The 20,899-nt window shown below is 72.2% G+C and carries 25 protein-coding genes; 13 read left to right on the forward strand and 12 right to left on the reverse strand.

Annotation, left to right across the window (positions count from 1 at the left end; genetic code table 11):
• Positions 1–45: 45 nt before the first annotated feature.
• The 4 genes from ACF08W_RS30530 to ACF08W_RS30545 all read right to left on the reverse strand — a co-directional run bounded on the left by ACF08W_RS30530 (position 46) and on the right by ACF08W_RS30545 (position 3,390).
• Positions 46–540 carry an FBP domain-containing protein gene (locus ACF08W_RS30530; RefSeq protein WP_392281250.1) on the reverse strand — a complete coding sequence of 165 codons (495 nt, stop codon included), beginning with the start codon at positions 538–540 and terminating at the stop codon, positions 46–48.
• A gap of 69 nt (positions 541–609) precedes the next feature.
• Positions 610–1,509, reverse strand: coding sequence for a hypothetical protein (locus tag ACF08W_RS30535; protein ID WP_392281251.1), 900 nt, complete (start codon positions 1,507–1,509; stop codon positions 610–612).
• Complete coding sequence (locus ACF08W_RS30540; protein WP_385213442.1) at positions 1,506–2,519, reverse strand: SPFH domain-containing protein; 1,014 nt, start codon at positions 2,517–2,519, stop codon at positions 1,506–1,508. The genes ACF08W_RS30535 and ACF08W_RS30540 overlap by 4 nt, the downstream gene beginning before the upstream one ends.
• A gap of 247 nt (positions 2,520–2,766) precedes the next feature.
• Positions 2,767–3,390 (reverse strand): TetR/AcrR family transcriptional regulator, encoded by a 624-nt coding sequence (locus ACF08W_RS30545; protein WP_392281252.1) that lies wholly within the window; start codon positions 3,388–3,390, stop codon positions 2,767–2,769.
• Positions 3,391–3,552: 162 nt separating this feature from the next.
• Here ACF08W_RS30545 and ACF08W_RS30550 point away from each other — a divergent pair, with 162 nt between their 5' ends.
• The 3 genes from ACF08W_RS30550 to ACF08W_RS30560 all read left to right on the forward strand — a co-directional run bounded on the left by ACF08W_RS30550 (position 3,553) and on the right by ACF08W_RS30560 (position 5,766).
• Positions 3,553–4,377 (forward strand): phosphatase PAP2 family protein, encoded by an 825-nt coding sequence (locus tag ACF08W_RS30550; RefSeq protein ID WP_385213436.1) that lies wholly within the window; start codon positions 3,553–3,555, stop codon positions 4,375–4,377.
• Positions 4,374–5,306, forward strand: a complete 933-nt coding sequence (locus ACF08W_RS30555) for a hypothetical protein (protein ID WP_385213433.1) — start codon at positions 4,374–4,376, stop codon at positions 5,304–5,306. Before ACF08W_RS30550 ends, ACF08W_RS30555 begins: the two co-directional genes overlap by 4 nt.
• A 262-nt stretch (positions 5,307–5,568) precedes the next feature.
• The gene (locus ACF08W_RS30560; protein WP_392281253.1) at positions 5,569–5,766 is read left to right on the forward strand and encodes a DUF397 domain-containing protein; all 198 of its coding nucleotides are present in this window, start codon (positions 5,569–5,571) and stop codon (positions 5,764–5,766) included.
• Between the two features lie 55 nt (positions 5,767–5,821).
• Here the strand turns inward: ACF08W_RS30560 and ACF08W_RS30565 are convergent, their stop codons facing one another.
• Positions 5,822–6,379 (reverse strand): PadR family transcriptional regulator, encoded by a 558-nt coding sequence (locus ACF08W_RS30565; protein WP_392281254.1) that lies wholly within the window; start codon positions 6,377–6,379, stop codon positions 5,822–5,824.
• A 186-nt stretch (positions 6,380–6,565) separates the two neighbouring features.
• Between ACF08W_RS30565 and ACF08W_RS30570 the strand changes: the two genes are divergently transcribed.
• The 8 genes from ACF08W_RS30570 to ACF08W_RS30605 all read left to right on the forward strand — a co-directional run bounded on the left by ACF08W_RS30570 (position 6,566) and on the right by ACF08W_RS30605 (position 10,520).
• The gene (locus tag ACF08W_RS30570; protein WP_392281255.1) at positions 6,566–6,922 is read left to right on the forward strand and encodes a gas vesicle protein; all 357 of its coding nucleotides are present in this window, start codon (positions 6,566–6,568) and stop codon (positions 6,920–6,922) included.
• Between the two features lie 81 nt (positions 6,923–7,003).
• Complete coding sequence (locus ACF08W_RS30575; protein WP_385213422.1) at positions 7,004–7,456, forward strand: gas vesicle structural protein GvpA; 453 nt, start codon at positions 7,004–7,006, stop codon at positions 7,454–7,456.
• 3 nt (positions 7,457–7,459) lie between these two features.
• Entirely contained in the window at positions 7,460–8,173 is a 714-nt protein-coding gene (locus ACF08W_RS30580; RefSeq protein WP_392281256.1) for a GvpL/GvpF family gas vesicle protein, read from the forward strand.
• Between the two features lie 95 nt (positions 8,174–8,268).
• A complete protein-coding gene (locus ACF08W_RS30585; protein WP_352274489.1) occupies positions 8,269–8,523 on the forward strand; it encodes a gas vesicle protein GvpG in 255 nt (84 codons plus the stop codon).
• A gap of 87 nt (positions 8,524–8,610) precedes the next feature.
• Entirely contained in the window at positions 8,611–9,078 is a 468-nt protein-coding gene (locus tag ACF08W_RS30590; protein ID WP_392281257.1) for a gas vesicle protein, read from the forward strand.
• Positions 9,075–9,887, forward strand: coding sequence for a GvpL/GvpF family gas vesicle protein (locus ACF08W_RS30595; RefSeq protein ID WP_385213413.1), 813 nt, complete (start codon positions 9,075–9,077; stop codon positions 9,885–9,887). Before ACF08W_RS30590 ends, ACF08W_RS30595 begins: the two co-directional genes overlap by 4 nt.
• Positions 9,884–10,132, forward strand: a complete 249-nt coding sequence (locus ACF08W_RS30600) for a gas vesicle protein (protein ID WP_352274492.1) — start codon at positions 9,884–9,886, stop codon at positions 10,130–10,132. Before ACF08W_RS30595 ends, ACF08W_RS30600 begins: the two co-directional genes overlap by 4 nt.
• The gene (locus ACF08W_RS30605) at positions 10,122–10,520 is read left to right on the forward strand and encodes a gas vesicle protein K (protein WP_385213410.1); all 399 of its coding nucleotides are present in this window, start codon (positions 10,122–10,124) and stop codon (positions 10,518–10,520) included. The genes ACF08W_RS30600 and ACF08W_RS30605 overlap by 11 nt, the downstream gene beginning before the upstream one ends.
• Before the next feature lie 19 nt (positions 10,521–10,539).
• Here the strand turns inward: ACF08W_RS30605 and ACF08W_RS30610 are convergent, their stop codons facing one another.
• From ACF08W_RS30610 to ACF08W_RS30625, 4 genes are all read right to left on the reverse strand, one after another.
• Entirely contained in the window at positions 10,540–11,523 is a 984-nt protein-coding gene (locus ACF08W_RS30610; protein ID WP_392281258.1) for an SRPBCC family protein, read from the reverse strand.
• 6 nt (positions 11,524–11,529) lie between these two features.
• Positions 11,530–12,186: a histone protein gene (locus tag ACF08W_RS30615; RefSeq protein WP_392281259.1), complete on the reverse strand. Its 657-nt coding sequence runs from the start codon at positions 12,184–12,186 to the stop codon at positions 11,530–11,532.
• A gap of 276 nt (positions 12,187–12,462) precedes the next feature.
• Positions 12,463–12,633: a CsbD family protein gene (locus ACF08W_RS30620; protein ID WP_385213401.1), complete on the reverse strand. Its 171-nt coding sequence runs from the start codon at positions 12,631–12,633 to the stop codon at positions 12,463–12,465.
• A 163-nt stretch (positions 12,634–12,796) separates the two neighbouring features.
• On the reverse strand, positions 12,797–14,812 hold the full coding sequence (locus tag ACF08W_RS30625; protein WP_385213398.1) for an FAD-dependent oxidoreductase: 2,016 nt from the start codon (positions 14,810–14,812) through the stop codon (positions 12,797–12,799).
• A 233-nt stretch (positions 14,813–15,045) separates the two neighbouring features.
• Between ACF08W_RS30625 and ACF08W_RS30630 the strand changes: the two genes are divergently transcribed.
• Positions 15,046–15,573: a DoxX family membrane protein gene (locus tag ACF08W_RS30630; protein ID WP_352274498.1), complete on the forward strand. Its 528-nt coding sequence runs from the start codon at positions 15,046–15,048 to the stop codon at positions 15,571–15,573.
• A gap of 49 nt (positions 15,574–15,622) precedes the next feature.
• Here ACF08W_RS30630 and ACF08W_RS30635 read toward each other — a convergent pair whose 3' ends face one another.
• The 3 genes from ACF08W_RS30635 to ACF08W_RS30645 all read right to left on the reverse strand — a co-directional run bounded on the left by ACF08W_RS30635 (position 15,623) and on the right by ACF08W_RS30645 (position 20,060).
• A complete protein-coding gene (locus ACF08W_RS30635) occupies positions 15,623–17,239 on the reverse strand; it encodes a chitobiase/beta-hexosaminidase C-terminal domain-containing protein (RefSeq protein ID WP_392281260.1) in 1,617 nt (538 codons plus the stop codon).
• Positions 17,240–17,442: 203 nt separating this feature from the next.
• Positions 17,443–19,092 carry an FAD-dependent oxidoreductase gene (locus ACF08W_RS30640; protein WP_392281261.1) on the reverse strand — a complete coding sequence of 550 codons (1,650 nt, stop codon included), beginning with the start codon at positions 19,090–19,092 and terminating at the stop codon, positions 17,443–17,445.
• A 53-nt stretch (positions 19,093–19,145) separates the two neighbouring features.
• Positions 19,146–20,060 carry a diiron oxygenase gene (locus ACF08W_RS30645; protein WP_385213386.1) on the reverse strand — a complete coding sequence of 305 codons (915 nt, stop codon included), beginning with the start codon at positions 20,058–20,060 and terminating at the stop codon, positions 19,146–19,148.
• Positions 20,061–20,387: 327 nt separating this feature from the next.
• Between ACF08W_RS30645 and ACF08W_RS30650 the strand changes: the two genes are divergently transcribed.
• Complete coding sequence (locus ACF08W_RS30650) at positions 20,388–20,858, forward strand: hypothetical protein (RefSeq protein ID WP_392281262.1); 471 nt, start codon at positions 20,388–20,390, stop codon at positions 20,856–20,858.
• Positions 20,859–20,899 lie beyond the last annotated feature (41 nt).

The following is a 20,899-nucleotide window of genomic DNA, read 5'->3' on the forward strand; positions in this document are numbered from 1 at the left end:
GCGGAGCGGCGGCCCCGGGAGGCGTGCCCCGGCGGGGGAGCGGGATCAGGCGTAGAGCTTGTCGAGGAAGGCGTCGAGGTTGGACCGCGTCCGCTCCACCTGCTCCTCCACCGTGAGGGACTCCTTGAAACGGCCCCCGGACGCCGGGACCTTCCGGCCCCGTACGTACAGCGAGCAGTCGAGGTCGGTGCAGATGTACAGGCCGACGGAGTTGCCCTCGCGCCCGGCGGTGCCCGTCTTGCGGGCGGTCATCAGCGAGACCCCGTTGCCCGGATGGGTGGTGAGGCACAGGGAGCACATGCTCCGGTGGAGGAATCCTCGCTGCTGCGAGGGGAAGCGGAGCGTCACACCGACGAACTCGCCCGCGCGCTCGGTGACGAGGTAGCTGCGTCCGGGGGCGGAGAGGTCCCGCCAGCCCAGGAAGTCGAGATCGTCCCAGGGCAGCTCGTCGAGATCGCGGGGCAGCGGCAGTCGCTTGGCCTCCCCCTTGGAGCAGTTGATGAACGATGTACGGATGTCCTGCTCGCTCACGGCTTTCATGTCAGGAAAATTAACCGCGCCTATGACCCCTAGGCAAATGATTAATCGATGAAGGTTTCCGTGGGCGGGTCAGACCGTCAGCCGCAGCGAGGTCGCCGAGATGCCGAGCCGCACGGTCTGTCCCCAGGCCAGTTCCAGCGCGTCCGTCTCCATCCCGTCCCCGAAGACCGTCATCCGGTCGGACTCCACGGTGAGCCGCAGCCCCTGCCCGCGCCCCAGTTCGCCCGCGACCAGCGAGGTGCCGGTGGCCGGGGACGGCCAGGCCTCGCGGACGAACCAGAGCAGCCGGTCGTCGGTGGGCGCCGGCAGGCGGAGCCCGCTGCGGCGCTCCTGCCACAGCGAGCGCAGCCAGCCGGTGGCGCCGGTTCCGGTGCCGACCAGGACCCCGGAGGACGCCTGCGCCTCGGCGGCGGCGCCGGAGGCGTCCGGACCGATCCGGTAGCGGGCGGTCTGGTGGCCGGGCGGGCCGAGGTAGATCTCGTTGAGCGCGAGCAGGCGCTGGGTGTCGTCGGCCACGGCCTCGACCATGGTGAGTTCCTCCGCGGCGCCCCCGGGCGCCACGGCCGCCCGGAGCAGCGCGGCCGCGTCCCCGGGGCGGTGGCGGACGAGCACGCCCGGATTGCGCCCCGGGTCGGTGTCGATGCCCACGACGGGCTGGCCCGCCAGGTACTTGGCGGTGTTGGCGACCAGCCCGTCCTGCCCGACGACGACCACCACGTCCTCCGGCCCGAACAGGAACCGGTCGAGGTCCGCGCGCTCCACCCTCGACCGCCGCCACTGGAGCGGAACGGCCGCCGCCACGTCGTCGAGCGCCTGCCGGGTCCGCCGGTGCCGGAGCGCCACCTCGTCGATGGACCGGCCCCGGCTGGTGAGGAAGAAGGCGGCCTGCCCGTGCGTGCCGTGCCGGGCCAGCAGCTCCTCGTACTCGGTGGTGCGGTGGACCAGTACGGCGCGCGGGGCGAGGCTCACGCCCGGTGCTCCGGTCCGGTCGAGCCGAGCTTGCTGAGCAGCCCGGTGAGTACGTCGGGGGAGAGGGTGAGGCTGTCGATGCGCGGCAGGTTCTCCGCCAGCCGGGTCGCCGCCAGGGCGTGCAGGGTGGCGGCGTCCACCTCGCCGTGCACCCGCAGCCAGGCCGCCTGGGACTCGGCCCGCGCGGCGCCGACCTCGCGGGCGGCCTCGGCCTCGGCGCGGGCCAGCCGCACGGTGCGGGCCGCCTCCGCCTCGGCGCGTACGCCGTCGGCCGCCGCGTGCTCCTCGGCCTCCCGGCGGGTGTTGGTGCCGCGCTGCTCGACCAGCTGCTCCTCCCGGCGGGCCAGCTCGATCTGGCTGGCGAGCTCGTTCTCGGCGATGGCCCGCTCCCGCTCGACGGCCACGGCGCGGCGCTCGTAGGTGGCCCGGTCGGCCTCCTGCTGGATCTGCTCGCGGGCGGGGGTGCGCAGGGCGCGCTCGACCTCCGCCTCGGGGCGGATCGCCACCACCCGCACCGCGACCACGTCGATGCCGGTGGCGGGCAGCCGGGGCTCGGCGGCGAGCCCCGAGGCGACCCGGTCGCGCACCGAGGCGACCCCGTCGACCAGTGCCTCGGCCAGCGCCGTCCTGGCCAGTACGTCGAGGGTGTGCTGCTGGGCGGTCTCGGTCAGCAGGGTGGCGATCTGCTCCAGCGGCGCGCCGCGCCAGGCTCCGGTGTCCGGGTCGATCGAGAAGTCCAGCCGGGCGGCGGCCTCGGCCGGGTCGCTGATCCGGTACGTCACGGTGGCCTGGACGGTGACGTCCTGGAAGTCGGACGTACGGGCGTGGAACGCCATCGCCAGCTCCCGGTCGTTCACCGGCACCTCCGACAGCGCGGCGCTCAGCGAGCGGTACCAGAAGCTCAGCCCCGGCCCGTCGTGGGCGAGCCGCCCGCGCCGGTGGTGGCGGATGTGGGCGGTGGGCGCGGAACGCAGATGGCGCCAGCCCAGGCGCCTGGTGATGTCGGCCATGGAGATCCCTCTTTTCTCGTCATTAAGACGATAAGGGGAGGGGCTGTTTATCGTCAAGAGGACGAGAAAGGGGGGGCGGGTGGTACGCGAAAGGACGGCCGGTGACTCCCCGAGGAGTCACCGGCCGCCCGGTGGTGCGCCGCCCCCGTCCCCACGGTGCGGCGCGAGCGGGTCGTCGTCATCCGCTCGGAACGACGGCCCACGTCTGTGGTCGGGGCCGCCGGAGCGGCCCTCGTGATGCGTTGCCCTACGGCTCGGACGTGCCGAGCCCGAGGGAGGGGAGGATCACGGTGTCCACGAAGCGGGTGAGGTACGCCGCGTCCGCCTCCTTGCCCTCCACCAGCGGCCGGGCGCGCATCGCGCCCATGAGCTGCGCGGCGACGAACTCCGCCGCCGGGGTGCCCGCCGGGATCTCGCCCCGCTCGGCACCCCGCCGGACCATGGCGTCGATCGTCGCCACGGCGGGCGCGATCAGCGCGTCGCGCAGCGCGCACAGCAGCTCGGGGCTGTGCAGCGCGGCATGGCTGAGCGCGTGCATCAGCGGGGTGTCGCGGCGGGAGCCCGTGCCGATCGCCCGTGCGGCCTCGTGCAGATCGCCCGGGAGTGTGCCGGTGTCGATGTGCGGCAGCAGCGCCTGCCGGGTGCCGTGCAGGGCGGCCACCACCAGCTCGGGCTTGGAGCCCCACTGCCGGTAGAGCGTGGACTTGCCGCAGCGCGTCCGGGCGGCGACCCCCTCCATGGTGAGGGCCTCGTAACCGGACTCCCGCAGGATGTCGAGAACCGCCGTGTAGAACTCCTGCGCCCGCTCCGGGGTGATCTTCGATCGGCGCGGTGTGTGGACCGGTTCCGGTGCGACGTCCTGCGGCGGCATGGCTCTTCCCTCTCGGCGAAGCTGCGGCGAGGTTCTTCGATACGTCAGTGTACCGATACGCGCGTGTACCGATACGCCAACGTATCGGTACACTGGCGTATCGATATGGCGTGGTCCAGACCACGCCGCCGTACCAACGCTTCGTCAGCAAAGGGGCACCGGGTGATCGACGCCGGTAGCGAACCAGCAGATCGGGAGCCGGACAGTTCTGCCCGACCGCCCCTCGTCCGCGAGCTGCTTCTGGTCGTGGGACTCTTCGTCGTCTACAAGCTCGGCCGACAGGCCGCCAACGGACATGTGGACGAGGCGTTCCGCAACGCCGGAAACGTCTGGGACCTCGAACGCTCCGTGCACCTGCCCGGCGAGGGCTTGGTGCAGAACCTGCTGCTGCACAACGAGACGCTGATCCACCTCGCGAACACCTACTACGCGACCGTGCACTTCCCGGCCACGCTGCTCTTCCTGGCCTGGCTGTACTGGCGCCGCCCGCGCCACTACGTCTGGTCGCGCCGCGTCCTCGCCGCCCTCACCGGCGCGGCGCTCGTCCTCCACCTGCTCTTCCCGCTCGCCCCGCCCCGCATGCTGGCCGCCGCCGGGCTCGTCGACACCGGCCAGGTCTACGGACCGACGGTGTACGGGGACACCCCGGCGACCGACTCGATGGCGAACCAGTTCGCCGCGATGCCCTCGCTGCACTTCGGCTGGTCCGTCATGGTCGCCGTCGGGCTGATCGTGGCGACCCGGACCCGGTGGCGCTGGCTGTGGCTGCTGCACCCGCTCCTCACCCTGCTGGTGATAGTGGGCACCGCCAACCACTACTGGCTCGACTCGATCGTGGTCACCGCGCTGCTCGCCCTGGCCCTCGCTGCACTGCGGCTGCCGCGCGCGGAACCCGTACCGGCCCCTCCTCCCTGGCCGTCCGCGGCGGTCGGCCGCACCGGGGCGCGGCCCGCCACCGGATACGCCTCGTCCGGAGCCCCGCGATGAACGCCACCCTGATCGCCGTCGCGCTGTCCCTGGTCTCCGCCGGCGCCTACGCCTCGGCCGCGGTGGCGCAGGCCCGGCTCGCCGGACGCACCGAACCGGGTACCGGGCTGCTGCGGCTGCTCGGCCGGGGCGCATGGTGGTCGGCGGTCGCACTGAACGCGGGCGGGGCGCTGCTGCACGTCGCGGCGCTCAAGTACGGTCCGCTCACGCTCGTGCAGCCCCTCGGCGCGCTCACCCTCGTCGCCGCCGTCCCGCTCGGCGCGCGGGCCGCCGGGCGGCGGGTCAGCCGGATCGAATGGCGCGGCACCGTCCTCACCCTCCTCGGGCTCGGCGCCCTGCTGCTGACGGCGGGCGGCAGCGCCCCGCACGAGGTCCTCAGCCTGCCCGAGGCGCTGGCCGTCGGCGCCGGCACCATGGCCGTCGTCGCCGGGCTGAGCCGCCCGGGCGCCCGCCCCGGCCTCAGGCACGCGGCGGCCTCCGGCATCACCTCCGGAGTGGCCTCCGCGCTCACCCAGACCCTGACCGTCTCGGTCACCGACCGCACCGGTCCGCTCTTCAGCTGGGAACTCCTCGTCGTCGCGCTGCTGGTCTCCGCGTTCGCGATGGGCGGGCTGCTCCTCTCCCAGACCGCCTACCGGGGCGGGCTGGGCGCGCCGCTGGCGGTCGTCACGCTCGCCAACCCGGTGGCGGCCGCCGCCATCGGCCTGGCCCTGCTCGGCGAACGCCTCCAGGGCGGGGCCGTCAGTCTGGTCCTCGCCCTGCTCGGTACGGCGGCCGCGGTGCGCGGCGTCGTACTGCTCAGCCGGGCCCAGGCACGGAACGCGCCCCGTGACGCCGAACCGCCGTCGCGGGTGGTGGCGGGAGCCCCCGGGCCGCTGGACGGCCGGCTGCTGCCGGAGCTGGAACAGGCGCCGGTGGGCGGGGCCTGACCCGGATTCCCGGAACGGGGCGCCCTCCGCGCGTGTCGTCGCGGTGCGCGGTGCCCGTCCGCAGAGCCGCGTCGGCCCCGGCGAGTGACGGCACGGGAGCGCGATGGACGGTCGGCCACCGCGCTCCGGGCCGTCTTCGGGAGGTCGGCGGCCGGGCCGGAACGGTGCTACCGGCACCTGTGCGATCGGGTGCGATGTTCCGTAGACTTCCCTGCCCGCGGCCGTGCCCCGGTCGTTTCCCTCACCGTCAGGAGGCATGGTCATGGCGCTCCCGCCCACCGGATGGCACAGGAGCAGCTACAGCGGCGACTTCGAGGACGCGTGTGTGGAGGCCCGTGCGAACGGAGGGACCCACGGGGTGCTCGTCCGCGACAGCAAGGACGCCGACCGCCGACCGCTCGCGGTCTCCGGCCCCGCCTGGCGCACGTTCCTCGGGGCGCTCGACTCTCCCCGCTCCTGAGCGGGGATCCCGTCCGGCCGGGACCGTGTGCCACGTAGGGACGCGGGACACGTCCCTACGGAATGTCCGGCCGGCCGGGGCCCGGATCCCCGTCCTCGCCCAGGGCCCGGGTCAGCCAACCGATCCAGAAGTTCTCCAGATCGATGCCGCCGCGCAGGACGAGATGGCGCAGCCGGTCCTCCTCGGAGTCCCGCTCGGGCGGGAAGTCCCGCTCCTCGATCTCCAGGTACTCCGCGAGCTGGCGGCGGTGCAGTCCGAGATGGCGGCGGAGCTCCGCGTCCAGGCCGGGTGCGCCGACGACCGCCGCCGCCCGCATGCGCAGCAGCAGCGGATCACGGACCTGCTTCGGGTCCTCCTGGCGCGCCACCCAGGCGGTGAGGGCCGCGCGGCCCGCCGGCAGCACCTCGTACTCCTTCTTCCGGCCCCGGGCGGGGCGCTGTGCCGGCAGCTCCCGGATCTGCCCGGCCCGCTCCAGCTTTCCCAGCTCCCGGTAGATCTGCTGATGCGTGGCGGACCAGAAGTAGCCGATCGAACGGTCGAACCGACGGGTCAGCTCCAGCCCCGACGACGGCTTCTCCAGGAGGGCGATGAGGATCGCGTGGGGGAGTGACATGGGCGCATCCTAGGGTCTGCCGTCACGCTGCCGTCGTCGTCCGGAAGGCGGCAGGCTTCCCGCACCTGCGTGAAGCGAATTGCGGGAGCTGTTCCCACCGAAATGTTGAGGAAAAGCCCTATATCATGAAATGAGCGCTGCTTTGTGGTGAGGACAGTACGTTGTCTCCCCGTTCGGAGGATGACTATGGCCGCAGCCGAAGAAGAAGAGAAGCGGCGCCGTCGGCGGTCCTCGGACAGCGGGTCGGCCGAAGAGGCCGAAGAGGCCGGTGACCGGCGGGACCGTGTGTCCGCGCCGCAGGCCATGAGGCGCGCGGCCGATCAGTTGAGGGATCTGCTGGGCCGGGCACCGGAATCGGTGTCGGCGGTCAAGCCGACCGATGACGGTTGGCAGGCGGACGTCGAAGTGCTGGAACTGGAGCGTGTCCCCGCCACCACCAGCGTCATGGCGAGCTACCGCGTCCTGCTGGACGGCGAGGGCGAGCTGATGGCGTACGAGCGCACCCGCCGCTACACCCGGGGCCGGGTGGACCGGGGCGGTTGACATGTCGGCCCGTGGCGCGTCGTACCCGAGGAACGGGCGGCACGTCCCCGGGGCCGAAGCCATCCTTTGAAGGGAGGCACCATGACTATGGTGCCGCAAGGCGCGGGAACCGTCGCCACGGGCGGCGGGGGCACCGCCAGCCTCTACGACGTCCTCGATCTGGTGCTCGACCGTGGCCTGGTCATCGACGTCTTCGCGCGTGTCTCACTGGTGGGCATCGAGATCCTGAAAATCGACGCCCGCGTCGTCGTGGCCAGCGTGGACACGTATCTCCGGTTCGCGGAGGCGTGCAACCGCCTCGACCTGGAGGCGGGGCGCAAGGCGCCCGCCCAACTCACCGACGTCGTCGGAGAGGTGACCGAGAGCGGCTCCCGCGGCAAGACGAAGGGCGCCCTGAGCGGCGCGGCCGAGATGGTCGGCGACGCCCTCAGAGGAGGCCGGGGGAGCGACGAGGACGACGAGGGCGTGGAAGAGACCGAGGAGAGGCAGGAGCGGCCGAGGCGCCGGCCCACTGCCCGGCGCCGGAAGGAATGAACCATGGCCGTGTACGTCTACGCAGTGGTCGAAAGGACGCATCCGCAGCGCCTGGACGACGTGCCCGGCGTGGGTGACCCGCCCACCAGGCTCCGCGCCGTGCACGCGGAGAAGCTGTCCGCCGTCGTCGGTGACGCGCCGGAGGACCTGCGGCCCAAACGCCGCGATCTCGCCGCCCACCACGCCGTCCAGGAGCACCTGATGGAGGACGGCACGGTCCTTCCTCTGCAGTTCGGGTTCGTCACGACGGACGACGACGCGGTGCGTACGGTGCTGGAGCAGCGTGCCGAGTGGTTCCTCGAACGTCTGCGGGCGCTGGAGGGATGCGTCGAGTACAACCTGAAGGCGAGCCAGGACGAGGACGCGCTCCTGCGGCAGATCCTGAGTGAGTCCGAGGAGGCGCGCAGGCTCAACGACGAGATCAGGAGCGGCAACGGCGCCCCGAACCTTCCGGTCATGCTGGGCGAGTTGGTCTCCGGCGAAGTGCAGGCCCGCGAGGGCCGGACAGCCGCAGCGATCGTGGAATCGCTGCGCGGCTTCGCGCGGGAGGAACACACCTCGCAGCCCCTGGGGGACGACTTCCTCAACGTGTCCTTCCTGGTGGAGCGGGAGAAGGAGAAGCCGTTCCTCGCCACGGAGCGAGAACTCGCGGAAGAGCTCGGCCCCGACTACGACCTGCGGCTGCGCGGGCCGCTGGCCGCGTACAGCTTCGTCTAGGGGGTGTCTGATAAATGAGTGCGTGCCGGACCCCGCGACGCCGCAGGCATTTGTCAGACACCCCCTAGCCGCGCGGTTCGCCGAGGAGGCGAGGAATGGGACTGCTCACGCAACTGGTCACGCTTCCCCTGGCCCCGGTGCGCGGGGCCGCATGGGTGATCGAACGCGTCGTCCAGGCGGCGGAGGACGAGTACTACGACCCCGGGCCGGTCGAACGCGCACTCGCCGACCTCGAACAGCAGCTGCTGTCGGGCGAGATCGACGAGGAGACCTTCGACCGGCGGGAGGACGAACTCCTGGACCGACTGGACGAGATCAGAGCGGCCCGTCCCCCGCGGAGTGCCGGCTGAGCCGGACCGGCATTCCCTCGCAGGGCCGACACGGCCGGCGCGTCCGCCGACGCGCCGGGTCAGCAGCGGAAACGAGGTGCAGCGGCTGTGACCGAACCCGTCGCCAGGAGGCTGGGAGACCTGCCGTCCCGGTCCACCCCGTACGGACCCTACGGCCAGGGAAGCTCGGCCAACCTCGCGGACATTCTGGAGCGGGTCCTGGACAAGGGGATCGTTATCGCGGGCGACATACGGATCAACCTCCTGGACATCGAACTGCTCACCATCAAGCTGCGTCTGCTGGTCGCGTCGGTGGACAAGGCGAAGGAGATGGGAATCGACTGGTGGGAGCACGACCCGTCGCTCTCCTCCCGGGCCCATGACGGATACCGCTCGCTCTCCGACGAGAACAGACGCCTGCGCGCCGAGATCGAGACGCTGCGCCGGGGCGCCGAACCGCTGACGGAGGACGGCCGGGACGAGTCCGCCGAGGAGGTTCCCCACGGTGATCGCCGCCAGGAACGGGCAGAACGGCGAGCGCGGCGCCGCCGGACCGATGACCGGGACGAGCCATGATCACGGCCATCAGCTACGCGTACGCGGTCGCCCGCGACGACGGGGCGCTGGGGCAGGCGCTGACCGGTCTCTCGGGGGTCTCCGGAGCGCCGGTGCACCTGGTGCGCCCGACGGACCGCGACACCTTGGTGATCGCCGTCAGCCCGGTGCCGGAAGAGGAGTTCGGGGAGGAAGCTCTGCGGCTCCGACTGGAGGACCTGGACTGGCTGGAGTCCACGGCCAGGGCCCACCACCGGGTGGTCGAGGCACTTGCTGGACACACCACCGTCCTGCCGTTGCGGCTGGTCACGCTGTATCGCGACGACGAGCGCGTGCGTTCCGTCCTCCGGGACGGCCGCGACGCGTTCGGATCCCGGCTCGACGCCCTGGCCTCCCGAGCCGAATGGGGCGTCAAGGTCTATGTCGACGACCAGGCGCCGGAGGATCCGGAAGGACGTCCCGACGCCGAGGCAACGGGGCCCGGACGGGCCTACCTGAGCCGTCGCAGAGTCCAGCGGAACGCCCGCGAGGGCGCCTACCGCCGCGCCGGCCAAGTCGTCGAACGCATCGAATCCGCCGCGCGGCCCTACGCGGTGGGGCGGGCCAGACACCGGCCGCAGCAGGGCGGGATCGCACCGGGGACGGGACAGAACGTCAGTAACGACGCCTATCTGGTCCCGGCACGATGCACCGACGAGTTCCGGGCCCAGGTGGGTCGGGCGGCCGAGGGGTTCGAGGGGGTACGCGTCGAGATCACGGGCCCGTGGGCCCCGTACTCGTTCGCGACGGCTCCCGACGTGCCGCAGGACGGACCGGGAGTGGCGCCATGACGTCCATGGGCGGCCTGTCCGTGCCGTCGGACGCACCGCTCCCGGACCGGCAGGTGGCGCTGATCGACTTGCTGGACCGGCTCCTCACCGGAGGCGCCGTCCTCACGGGGGACATCGTGTTGTCGATCGCCGATGTCGACCTGGTGCGCATCTCCCTGCGCTCACTGATCGTGTCCGTCAGCGAGCGGAACCCCGTACCGTGGGGATCCGCCGCCGCATCGCCGGGAGTGGACGATGACGGGTGAAGAGGGGCGGCCGCACGACCGCGTCGCCGAAGTCGCCGAGGCCGCCGACCGCGCCCTCAGGTCCCTGCCTCCGCGGGAGGATCCACCGCACCGCGCCACCCGCCGGCCGGCCCGCAGGGTGACCACGGATCCCGACACGGTCGAACGCGATCTGATGAAACTGGTGCTCACCGTGGTCGAGTTGCTGCGGCAGCTCATGGAACGTCAGGCCCTGCACCGGGTCGACGCGGGAGACCTCACGGCCGAACAGGAGGAGCGACTGGGCGCGACGCTGATGATCCTGCACGACCGTATGACCGAACTCTGTGCCCGGTACGACCTCTCGATGAGCGACCTCAACCTGGACCTCGGTCCGCTGGGCACCCTGTTGCCCCCCAGCAGCGAGTGAGGATGGGTGGTCACGCCGCTCAGGCCGACCCCTTGTCCTCCTCCTCGTCCTCCTCGTCCGCAGGCTCTTCCTCTTCCTCTTCTTCCTCGTCCGCAGGCTCCTCCGCGTCGTCCTCCCAGGCCTCGTCCGGCTCGTCCTCCTCGCTCTCGTCCGTCGGCTCGTCCGCCTGCTCCGCTTCGCGGTCCCGCTCGGCTTCCTCGTCCTCGACGGCTTCCTCGTGGGTTCGTACGACCTCGCCGTCACGGATCTCACCGCGCCAGCCGTCGGGCTCCTCGTCGGTGAGAGTGACGTGACGCTGGAAGTGCTTGAGGTCCAGCCGCAGCCTGCGGCCCTGGGCGCGCCAGAGGTTGCCCGTCTTCTCGAAGAATCCCGACGCGTAGTACTCGACGACCAGCACGATGCGTGTCAGGCCGGGAGCCAGTTCGTGGAAGCTCACGGCGCCCCGCGTCGTGCCCTTGGCGCCGTCCGACGTCCAGACGATGCGTTCGTCCGGTATCTGTTCCTGGACGGTCGCCTTCCAGCCGCGGGTCGAGGGGCCGACCTTCGCCTTCCAGTCGCTCGTGGTCTCGTCGGCTGCCGAGACGCTGCGCACGCCCTTGGTGAAGCTGCTGAACTTCTCGTAACGGGTCCAGTGGTCGTAAGCGGTGCGCAGCGGGACTCCCACATCGATCACCTCGACGATGTTGGTGACCTTGGCGTCCCCCGAGGAACTCCCCTTGCCGCCGAGAAGGCCGCCCGCCTTGTCCATGACCGTGTCCTTGACGCTCTTCGCCGTTTCGGAGAGGACGGTTTTGACGGGGGACTTGCCCGCCAGGAGTCCGGCACCCACCCGGGACAGCGAACCGCCGTGCTTGCCGACCTCGGTGAGCTGGTCGGTCACGTCGAACAGCTTGTCTCCCGCCTTCTCCGCCAGGTCTCCGACGCGAGCGGCCAGGTAGTCCGCCAGTTCGTCGCGGAACCGGTCGAAGCCCGAATCCAGGGTTTCTTCGTGCCGCTGTGCCATGACTCGTCACCTCCGGCGCTCGGCGTGGGGTGGGGTCTTCTCCGCAGAAGCCCTCTTCCCCGGCGCGGCCCTCCCGGCAGTCTTCCGTTTGGCCGCGGGCTTCCTGGACGGCGCGGTCTTCTCCGCCGCGCCCCGCGTGCGGCCGCCCGCCTTCCGCTGACCGGCCGCTCCGGCCGCACGCCCCTCCGACTTCCTTCCCGAGGTGCCGCTGGTGTGCGACTTCCTCTTCCGGGCCTCGGGGGCGGGTTCCTCGTCCGGTTCCTCCTCTTCGTCCTCATCTTCGTCCCGGGCGATGTCATCCTCGTCGTCCCGGTCCTCTTCTTCTTCCTCGTCGTCCTCCCCCTCGGTGCGGCCTTCCAGCTCAAGAGTCCGCTCGTGGAGGGAGTCCGCGAACGAGGAGAGGCGGCGGCCGGCGGCCGCGGAAACGGCTTCGCGGCCGGCGGTCATCAGGTCGCCCCGCAGCTGGTCACCCAGATCCGCGACCTGGGGGATCTCGCCGAGCCTGCGCGCGCCCTCACTCACGAGCTTCACCGGCTCGACCCCGAAGTGGCGGCCGGCCGCGTAGGACGCGACGGTGAGCGCGAGGCGGCCCTTCTTGGTCCGCCCCAGGACGTAACCCCCTGCCAGTGCCCCAGCGAGCAACAGCCTGTTGACTTCGGTCATGGGTGCTTCACCCTCTCAAAGGCGTCGGGGAGCCGGTGGGCGCGGATCCCCGTTCCGCTGTTCCACGCTCGTGCCGTCGACCGCGCCTTCGCGGGTCAATGCGAGAGGGGCCCACGCTTTTCCGGGCACTCCCTTGGATCGAGCCCCGCAGCGAGGAGTCGGTGGGCCGGAGCCGCGAACGGCCCGCACTTCCCGGAGGGGCGCGCGGGCCGTCCTGTGATGTCCGCCCGTCGGACTTCTCCGGTCACGCGGCGGAACGATGGTGGTGCTGCACGACTACGGAGCGGTCGGTGGGGTGCGGTCATGGCCGCCACTCATCTTCTTCTTGATCGCGCCCTTTGCCTGTTCGGCCTTTCCCTCGGCTTCCTTTCGACGGTCTCCCGTCAACTTGCCCAGGGTTTCCTTGGCTTTGCCCTTGATCTTGTCCTTGCCGCTTCCGTGAGCCATCGCGACTCCTCCGACGGACTGTTTCGGGCTCTCATTCCAACGTAGTTCCTGCCGGAGGCATCGGCGCGGTGGGAAGCCGGGGGCCACGTGCGCCGAGGAGGACCCGGGCGCGAGCCGGATCCGGTGGTGCGGGGGCAGCGCCCCGCCCCACCGGACCGAGGAGTCACAGCGCGGCCGCGAGTTCCGTGCCCTGGTGGATCGCCCGCTTGGCGTCCAGCTCGGCCGCCACGTCGGCGCCGCCGACGAGATGAGCGGTGCGGCCCGCGGCGCGCAGCTCCTCGTACAGGTCGCGGCGCGGTTCCTGGCCCGTGCAGAGCACGATCGTGTCGACGGGCAGGACGTGCCGCTCGCCGTCGACGGTGAGGTGCAGTCCCTCGTCGTCGATCCGGTCGTAGACGGCCCCCGCGATCGTCGTGACGCCGCGGTGGCGCAGCTCGGTGCGGTGGATCCAGCCGGTCGTCTTCCCCAGGTTCGCGCCGACCTTGCCGGTCCGGCGCTGGATCAGGTGGACGGTGCGCGGGCTCCTCGGGTGCTCCGGGGTGCCGAGTCCGCCCCGCTCGCGGTAGTCGGTGTCGACGCCCCACTGCCGGAAGAACGCCTCCGCGTCGCGGCCCGCCCCCTCGCTCGGGCCGGTCAGGAACTCGGCGACGTCGAAGCCGATACCGCCCGCCCCGATGATCGCGACGCGGTCGCCGACCGGCGCCCCGTCGCGCAGCACGTCGAGGTAGCCGACCACGCTGGGGTGGTCCTGGCCGGGGATGCCGGGGGAGCGCGGGGTGACTCCGGTGGCCAGGACCACCTCGTCGAAGCCGTCCAGGTCCTCGGCCGTGACCGGTGCGCCGAGGCGGAGCTCCACCTTCTCCTCGCGGAGGCGGGTGGTGAAGTAGCGCAGCGTCTCGTCGAACTCCTCCTTGCCGGGAACCCGGCGCGCCACGTTCAGCTGGCCGCCGATCTCCTCGGCCGCGTCGAACAGCGTCACCGTGTGCCCGCGTTCGGCCGCCGAGACCGCGCAGGCGAGACCGGCGGGCCCGGCGCCCACGACCGCCACCCGCTTCACCGTGCGGGTCGGTGCGAGGACGAGCTCGGTCTCGTGGCAGGCGCGCGGATTGACCAGGCAGGAGGTGACCTTGCCACTGAAGACATGGTCCAGGCAGGCCTGGTTGCAGCCGATGCAGGTGTTGATCGCGTCGGCGCGGCCGGCGGCCGCCTTCGCGACGAAGTCGGGATCGGCCAGGAACGGCCGTGCCATCGACACCAGGTCCGCCCGGCCCGAGGCGAGGACCTCCTCGGCGACCTCCGGCGTGTTGATGCGGTTGCTGGTCACCACCGGCACCGAGACCGCGCCGCGCACCTTCTCGGTGACCCAGGTGTAGGCGCCGCGCGGCACCGACGTGGCGATGGTGGGGATCCGGGCCTCGTGCCAGCCGATGCCGGTGTTGATGATCGTGGCGCCGGCCGCCTCGATCTCCCGGGCGAGGTGCACGACCTCCTCCAGGGATGAGCCGCCCGGGACCAGGTCCAGCATCGACAGCCGGTAGATCAGGATGAAGTCCGCACCGACCCGCTCCCGGACCCGCCGCACGATCTCGACCGGGAAACGGATGCGGTTCTCGTACGAGCCGCCCCAGCGGTCGGTGCGGTGGTTGGTGGCGGACGCGATGAACTCGTTGATCAGATAGCCCTCGGAGCCCATGATCTCGACCCCGTCGTACCCGGCCCGGCGGGCGAGCACGGCGGCCCCGACGAAGTCCTCGACGGTCTCCTCCACCTCGTCGTCGGTCAGGGCGTGCGGAGTGAAGGCGCTGATCGGAGCCTGGATCGCGCTGGGGGCCACCAGCCCGGGGTGGTGCGCGTACCGGCCGAAGTGCAGGATCTGCATGGCGATCCGGCCGCCCGCCGCGTGGACCGCCGAGGTCACCAGGGCGTGCCGCTCGGCCTCGGCCTCGGTGGTCATCATGGCCCCGCCGGGGAAGGAGCAGCCCCGTTCGTCGGGGGCGATGCCGCCGGTGACCATCAGGCCGACGCCGCCCCGGGCACGCTCCGCGTAGAAGGCGGCCATCCGCTCGAAGCCGTTCTCCGCCTCTTCGAGGCCGATGTGCATCGAGCCCATCAGGACCCGGTTGGGGAGTGTGGTGAACCCCAGGTCGAGCGGGCTCAGCAGATTCGGGTACGGGCTCATGCGGCGGCTCCTCGCGCGGTCGGTTCCGCCAGTTGTAATCCACCGGAACGCCGCTATGCAACAAGTTGCACAATGGCGTGGGTCTCACCGCCGGACCCGCGCCCGTCGCCCGGACGGCCCAGCAGCACGGCCCGCCGGGGCCCCGCGCCACGGAGAGTGGAACCACGACCGTCCCGGCCGGTCGGGCGCGCGGCCCGCCCGCGTCCGCCGGCCCGAACCCCCGTGGAGACCCCATGCCCTGCTTCGACCGACGTGACCTCGGCCTGCTCGTCCTGCGCGTGGGGACCGGTGCGGTACTGGCCGCGCACGGCACCCAGAAGCTGGCCGGCTGGTTCGGCGGCGGGGGCATCGAGGGGACCACCGCCGCGATGGAGGCGATGGGATTCCACCCGCCGAAGCACAGCGCGGTCGCCGCCGGGCTCGGCGAGGCGGGCGGCGGCGCGCTGCTGGCCCTCGGCCTCGCCACCCCGGCCGCCGGCGCGGCGGCGGCCGGGGCGATGGCGGGGGCCGTGGCCGTCCACGCGCCCGCCGGGTTCTTCGCGCAGGGCGGCGGTTACGAGTACCCGGCGTTCCTCGGCTTCACCGCCGCCGCGATCGGCCTCATCGGGCCGGGCCGCTGCTCCCTCGACCATGTCACCGGGCATGTCCTCAACCGGCCGTGGACCGTCGCCCTGGCCTTCGCGGGCAGCGCGGTCGCCGCCGCGGCCGTGGTCGGCAGGCGTGCCAGGGGCCGGGCCGCGGTGGATCCCGACGCCACCTGACGGCCCGGCCCCGGCCCTCCCGGCCATGCCCGGAGGGCCGGCGGCACGGCTATCCCCGGAAGGTCAGCGAGGCGGCCGGGGAGGCGTTCCCGTACGCGTCGACGGCGACCACCCGGGCCACGTACCGGCCACCGGGCACCGCCCCCGGGACCGGGATGTCGAGGGTGTTCGGGCGGGGCATGAAGGTGTAGTCCGAGAGGACCTTGGACGACACGACCGGGGCGCCGGTCGAGGCGTCCGTGATGTCGACGGTGTAGTGGTGCACCATCTGGTCGTCCCGCGCCTGCGCGATCCGCAGGGCCGTGCCCCCCTTGGCGCCGTCCACCCGTGACAGCGGGCGGCTCGTGGTGAACGCGGGCGCGACGGTGTTGCGCGTGGTGTCCGTGTAGCGGAAGTTCTCCTTGATCTCCTTGTTCGTCGAGCCCTTCAGCCGCACCGTCCAGGTGGACCCGGCGAGGGTGCCCGCGCTGGCGTAGGGCGGTTGCCAGTTCGCCGACCACTTTCCGCCGGTGTAGATGTCGTGCTTGTCCGCGGCCATGTTCACCCGCGCGATCTCCGTGCGGTCCCGGTAGACCTCGACGAAGAGCGCCTGCGCGGTGGGCGTCTCGAAGCGGTCGGCCAGACCGTTCTCGGTGACCGCCTGGTAGCCGTGGTCGACCTCGACGTACGACATCGAACCGTCGTTGACCGAGGTGAAGTCGCGCTGGTGGATCGAACGGTCGTCGTTGACGTTCAGATGCGAGTGGCCCGAGAAGAGGACGGCCTGCGGGAAGGCGCCCAGGTCCTCGGCGAGCCGCGGGTTGGCCGCCTGCTGGCCGTCCATCGTCGTGCCCGTGGTGGGCCGGTGGCCCTGGACCAGGACCGGCCTGTCCCGGGCCCCGGGGGCCGAGGTGATCGCGGCGAGCCGCTTCCTGAGCCAGCCGCGCTGGGCGGTGTCGGAGTCGTACGTCTCGGTGTTGACGGTGAGGACGTGCACGCCCTTCACCTCGGACTCGTAGTAGCCGCCGCCCGAGTCGGGGAACCAGGTGGCCGGGTAGCCGGCCCGGATCGCCGCGAGGCTCGCGTCGTGGTTGCCGTTGGAGACCAGCAGCTGGGTGCCGGTCATGCCCTTGCGGGCCAGGTTGGCCTGGAAGATCTCGGAGACGATGCGGTGGTCGGGGCCCTTGCCGTCGCCGTTGTCGTTGATCATGTCGCCGTTGGACAGGATCGCGTCGGGCTCCGGGAAGATCGAGCCGATGGTGTCGAAGAAGCTCTCGTACTTCCGGTCCGCGTCCTTGTGGCTGCCGACGTGTACGTCGGACATGACGACGAGCCGGGCGAGCGGCTTCTCCCGTGTCTTGATCAGATAGCCGTACGAGACCGGGACGCTGCTCCGGTTGCCGTGGAAGGCGACCGCGGTGACGTTGGTGTCCTTGGCGATCCGCAGCGGGCGGCCGGGGGAGTAGACGCTGCTGTCGCGGGTCGGGGTCGTGCCGTCGAGCGTGTAGCGGACGGTGGTGCCGCGCTCGGCCTGGAACCTGACCTCGACCGCGTGCTCGTACCGTCCGCCCGGGACGGTGACGGCGGGGGCGGACGGGGTGCGCGTGCCGGGGGAGTCGGCCTGCGCGGCGGTCGGGGCGATCAGCGCGACGGACGTCGCGGCGACGGCGAGGGGGATGAATCTCACGGGGGTGCCTGTTCCCCGGTCCGAAAGCCCGCTCCGGATTTCCGGACCGGTTGGGTAACGGGTGGATAACCGGTCTGAACCAGAGAAGTTAGGTGCCGTGGGTCAGCCTCCGGTGCGGCCCGGTGGGCGCCCGGATGAAGCGATCATGAACGTCTGTGGGGCGGCGAGCCCGTTCCGGCCCCGCCGCCCCATCCCGTGCCCGGTCAGCCCGAGGTGCGCCGGCGGCCGCCCCGCGCCGCCGCGACCAGCTCCCGCACCGTGCCGAGCTTGACCCGGGGGCGTCCCTCGGCGCGGCCCCGGGCCAGCTCGGCCCGGTCGATGGCGGCCAGCCCCCGGGCGTCGACCACCTGGCGGTTACGGCTCCTGGCCAGCTTCCGGAACTCCTTCGGCGCGGGCGTCGGCGCCGTCAGCCGGCCGGCCACCGCGTCGGCCAGCAGCGTGCCCACCGTCTCGGCGGCGCAGGTGCGGTTGGCGCCGATCCCGCCCGAGGGCCCGCGCTTGATCCAGCCGACCACGTACGTGCCCGGCATGCCCGCCACCCGGCCGCGCTCGTGCGGAACGGTGCCGGTCCCCTCGTCGAACGGGAGGCCCGCGACCGGTACGCCGCGGTAGCCGACCGCCCGCAGCAGGACGCCCGCGGGGATCTCCGACTCCTCCCGCCCGTCGGTCACCCGCACCGCCCGCACGGCTTCGTCGCCCAGTGCCTCCACGGGGGCGGAGTGGAACCGCAGCACGATCCGCCGCCCCGGGCCGGGCGCGGCCGACCAGTCGACCGTCTCCCGGGGCACCCCGCGCAGCAGCGCCGCCCGGTCGTCCGCCGCCGCTCCGTCGATCGTGCCACCGGTCCGGGGGTCGCGGTCGTCGACCACCAGCTCCACCCCGGGCAGCCGCTTGAGGGCCAACAGCTCCGAGGCGCTGTACGCCGCGTGCTCCGGTCCGCGCCGCCCGAGCAGCACCACCTCGCGCACCTTCGAGGCCCGCAGCGCCGCGAGCGCGTGGTCCGCGATGTCCGTACCGGCCAGCGTGTCCGGGTCGGTGACCAGGATGCGGGCGACGTCGAGGGCGACGTTGCCGTTGCCCGCCACGACCACCCGGGGCGTGTCCAGGGCGACCGGGTCCGGCGCGGCCTCGGGGTGTGCGTTGTACCAGGCGACGAACGAGGTGGCCGAGACGCTGCCCGGCAGGTCCTCGCCGGGGATGTTCATCCGGCGGTCGGTGGAGGCGCCCACCGCGTAGACCACCGCGTCGTGGTGGGCGGCCAGCTCCGCGGCGGTGACGTCCTTGCCGATCTCGACGCCCAGAAGCATCCGCACCCGGGGATGGGCGTGGAACCGGGCGAAGGTCTCGCCGACCTTCTTGGTGGAGGGGTGGTCGGGCGCCACGCCGTACCGGACGAGCCCGCCGGCCACCGGAAGCCGGTCGACCAGGGTCACCTCGGCGTTGGTGTGCAGCAGCAGGTCCTCGGCCGCGTACATGCCGGCCGGTCCCGTGCCGACGACCGCGACCCGGATCGGCCCGAAGTCCGAGGGCAGGCTCCGATCGAACGAAGGGGCGTCCCAGTGATGGAAGTTGGGCCCCTCGTCGGCCGGTTCGGGCTCCCGGCCCGCGTAGTACGCGGCGTTGATCGCGGCGTACTCCCGCTGCCCCTCGGGCAGGGAGTCCACCGGGAAGACCGCGTCGACCGGGCAGGCGTCGGCGCAGGCCCCGCAGTCGATGCAGGCCCTCGGGTCCACGTACAGCATCTCCGTGCTGCCGAAGGCCCGCTCCTGCGGGGTCGGGTGGATGCAGTTGACGGGGCACACGGCGACACAGGTGGCGTCGTTGCAGCAGGTCTGGGTGATCGCGTAGGTCATCTCGTCGGCTCGGGTCGCTCGGCTCGGATCGGCTCTCTCGGGGTCGGGACGGGTCAGATCAGGTGGGCGCGCCTGTAGAGGGCCAGCGCGGGCCGGGTGAGGAGCCGGGCCGAGGCCAGGAACTCCATCAGCCCCGAACAGCTCGACCGCATCAGGGACTTGTGGTGCTCATTGGCGGCGGCCTCGGCGAGGGCGCGCCGGGCGTCGAGCCCGGCGTTCGCGTAGACCTCGCGGTTCACCATGCTGGTGACGATGAAGTAGGACGCCACGGCGATCACGAACGCGTGGATCTGCCGCCGCACCGGACCCGCGTTCCGCAGCCGCCTGCGGGTCTCGTCGCGGGCGAACTTCATGTGCCGGGACTCCTCGACGACATGGATGTTGTTGATGGTGCGGACGAACGGAGCGACCCGCTCGTCCCGCATCCAGTCGCGCTGCATGACGTCGAGGACCTCCTCGGCGACCAGGATCGCCGCGTACGCCGCCTCGCCGAAGGCCAGCGTCTTGAAGGCCCGCCCGAGTTCGACCACCGCGCGGCGCGGCCGGTACGCCGGAGCCCCCAGCTTCGCCGCCCCGCGGGCGAACATGATGGAGTGCCGGCACTCGTCCGCTATCTCGGTGAGGGCCCACTGGAACCGGGGATCGGTGGCATCCGTGGTGTAGATGTCGCGCAGCACCATCTGCTGGAGGATCATCTCGAACCAGATGCCGGTGCTGGCCACCGAGGCGGCCTCCTGGCGCGTCAGCTCCTTGCGCTGCTCCTCGGTCATCTCGGCCCAGTACGAGGTGCCGTAGAGCGTGCTCCACTCCGGGCTCGCGCCGTGGAACTCCTTGTCCAGCGGGGTGTTCCAGTCCACCTCGGTGGCCGGGTCGTACGAGAGCTTCGCCGACGATGCGAGCAGGCGCCGGGCGACGTCGTTCTCGTCGAACCGGTCCTGGTCCTGCGGCCGAACGGTGCTGCTTGCCATGGTGCGGCTCCTCGATTCGACTGATCGACTCGGCGCTCGCCGGGCGCCTCGCTCCCTTGTTAGACGTCACGTCTAGCAAGCTGTTAGACGGAACGTATAGCAAGAGGGCGGTGCGGGCCTACCCCCTGGACGGAATCCGGTCACCCGATCTCCGGCCCGGCGGTCGCGGAGGATCGGGTTCCGGTGCGGACCCATGGGCGTCAACCCGCTTCGCGCTCCGCCCTGTTGAAGGATTCCCCGTCGGCCGGGCGGTACGCCGGACCGGGCTGTCGGTGGGCCGTGCTGTACTGGGCACCGCCCGCCCCACTTCTCACCGGAGGCCCGCTCATGGCCCGGCTCCACGTCCGTACCGGCGTCGACCCCGACGAGCCCGCGACGCCCTTCGTGACCCTCCACGTCGACCCGGACGGGACGCCCGGCGAGCGCGTCGCCGCCCGGCTCGGCGACCACTGCTACGAGGGCGACGGCGTGCTCTACCTGGTGCGCACCGACGGCTGGGCCGAGCGCGCCTTCGACGGCCACCGCCTGACCGTCGGCCTCGCGGTGTACGCCTCCGTGCTGGCGCGTACGGGCGTGGACCCGGCGGAGTTCCCCGACCGCTCGGCGGTGGACCCCGAGGCGGTGCTGATCCTGCGCGCGGAGGCCCAGGCGGACCCTGAGCTGTACGCGCGGGCGGCACCCGCCACCGTGCTCCTCGCCGAGGAACCGGGCGGCGCGCCGGACGCCGGGGAGGCGGAGGAGGACTGGCCGGTGATCCTGGCGCCCCCGCCCGGGAGCGGGCCGGAGTCCGGGGAGTGAGCCCGTCCCCGGCGGACACGACCCGCCGTGCCCGGCGTACG

The sequence above is a fragment of the Streptomyces sp. NPDC015144 genome (genome assembly GCF_043079735.1).
Classification (GTDB): domain Bacteria; phylum Actinomycetota; class Actinomycetes; order Streptomycetales; family Streptomycetaceae; genus Streptomyces.

Excerpts from the sequence above, each read along its gene's own strand:
- ACF08W_RS30620 (WP_385213401.1), bottom strand. The coding sequence starts at position 12,633 with ATGGCTCACGGAAGCGGCAAGGACAAGATCAAGGGCAAAGCCAAGGAA.
- ACF08W_RS30615 (WP_392281259.1), bottom strand. The coding sequence starts at position 12,186 with ATGACCGAAGTCAACAGGCTGTTGCTCGCTGGGGCACTGGCAGGGGGT.
- ACF08W_RS30600 (WP_352274492.1), top strand. The coding sequence starts at position 9,884 with ATGACGTCCATGGGCGGCCTGTCCGTGCCGTCGGACGCACCGCTCCCG.
- ACF08W_RS30580 (WP_392281256.1), top strand. The coding sequence starts at position 7,460 with ATGGCCGTGTACGTCTACGCAGTGGTCGAAAGGACGCATCCGCAGCGC.
- ACF08W_RS30595 (WP_385213413.1), top strand. The coding sequence starts at position 9,075 with ATGATCACGGCCATCAGCTACGCGTACGCGGTCGCCCGCGACGACGGG.
- ACF08W_RS30640 (WP_392281261.1), bottom strand. The coding sequence starts at position 19,092 with ATGACCTACGCGATCACCCAGACCTGCTGCAACGACGCCACCTGTGTC.
- ACF08W_RS30560 (WP_392281253.1), top strand. The coding sequence starts at position 5,569 with ATGGCGCTCCCGCCCACCGGATGGCACAGGAGCAGCTACAGCGGCGAC.
- ACF08W_RS30555 (WP_385213433.1), top strand. The coding sequence starts at position 4,374 with ATGAACGCCACCCTGATCGCCGTCGCGCTGTCCCTGGTCTCCGCCGGC.
- ACF08W_RS30570 (WP_392281255.1), top strand. The coding sequence starts at position 6,566 with ATGGCCGCAGCCGAAGAAGAAGAGAAGCGGCGCCGTCGGCGGTCCTCG.
- ACF08W_RS30545 (WP_392281252.1), bottom strand. The coding sequence starts at position 3,390 with ATGCCGCCGCAGGACGTCGCACCGGAACCGGTCCACACACCGCGCCGA.
- ACF08W_RS30605 (WP_385213410.1), top strand. The coding sequence starts at position 10,122 with ATGACGGGTGAAGAGGGGCGGCCGCACGACCGCGTCGCCGAAGTCGCC.
- ACF08W_RS30565 (WP_392281254.1), bottom strand. The coding sequence starts at position 6,379 with ATGTCACTCCCCCACGCGATCCTCATCGCCCTCCTGGAGAAGCCGTCG.
- ACF08W_RS30645 (WP_385213386.1), bottom strand. The coding sequence starts at position 20,060 with ATGGCAAGCAGCACCGTTCGGCCGCAGGACCAGGACCGGTTCGACGAG.
- ACF08W_RS30610 (WP_392281258.1), bottom strand. The coding sequence starts at position 11,523 with ATGGCACAGCGGCACGAAGAAACCCTGGATTCGGGCTTCGACCGGTTC.
- ACF08W_RS30575 (WP_385213422.1), top strand. The coding sequence starts at position 7,004 with ATGACTATGGTGCCGCAAGGCGCGGGAACCGTCGCCACGGGCGGCGGG.
- ACF08W_RS30540 (WP_385213442.1), bottom strand. The coding sequence starts at position 2,519 with ATGGCCGACATCACCAGGCGCCTGGGCTGGCGCCATCTGCGTTCCGCG.
- ACF08W_RS30630 (WP_352274498.1), top strand. The coding sequence starts at position 15,046 with ATGCCCTGCTTCGACCGACGTGACCTCGGCCTGCTCGTCCTGCGCGTG.
- ACF08W_RS30585 (WP_352274489.1), top strand. The coding sequence starts at position 8,269 with ATGGGACTGCTCACGCAACTGGTCACGCTTCCCCTGGCCCCGGTGCGC.
- ACF08W_RS30530 (WP_392281250.1), bottom strand. The coding sequence starts at position 540 with ATGAAAGCCGTGAGCGAGCAGGACATCCGTACATCGTTCATCAACTGC.
- ACF08W_RS30650 (WP_392281262.1), top strand. The coding sequence starts at position 20,388 with ATGGCCCGGCTCCACGTCCGTACCGGCGTCGACCCCGACGAGCCCGCG.
- ACF08W_RS30625 (WP_385213398.1), bottom strand. The coding sequence starts at position 14,812 with ATGAGCCCGTACCCGAATCTGCTGAGCCCGCTCGACCTGGGGTTCACC.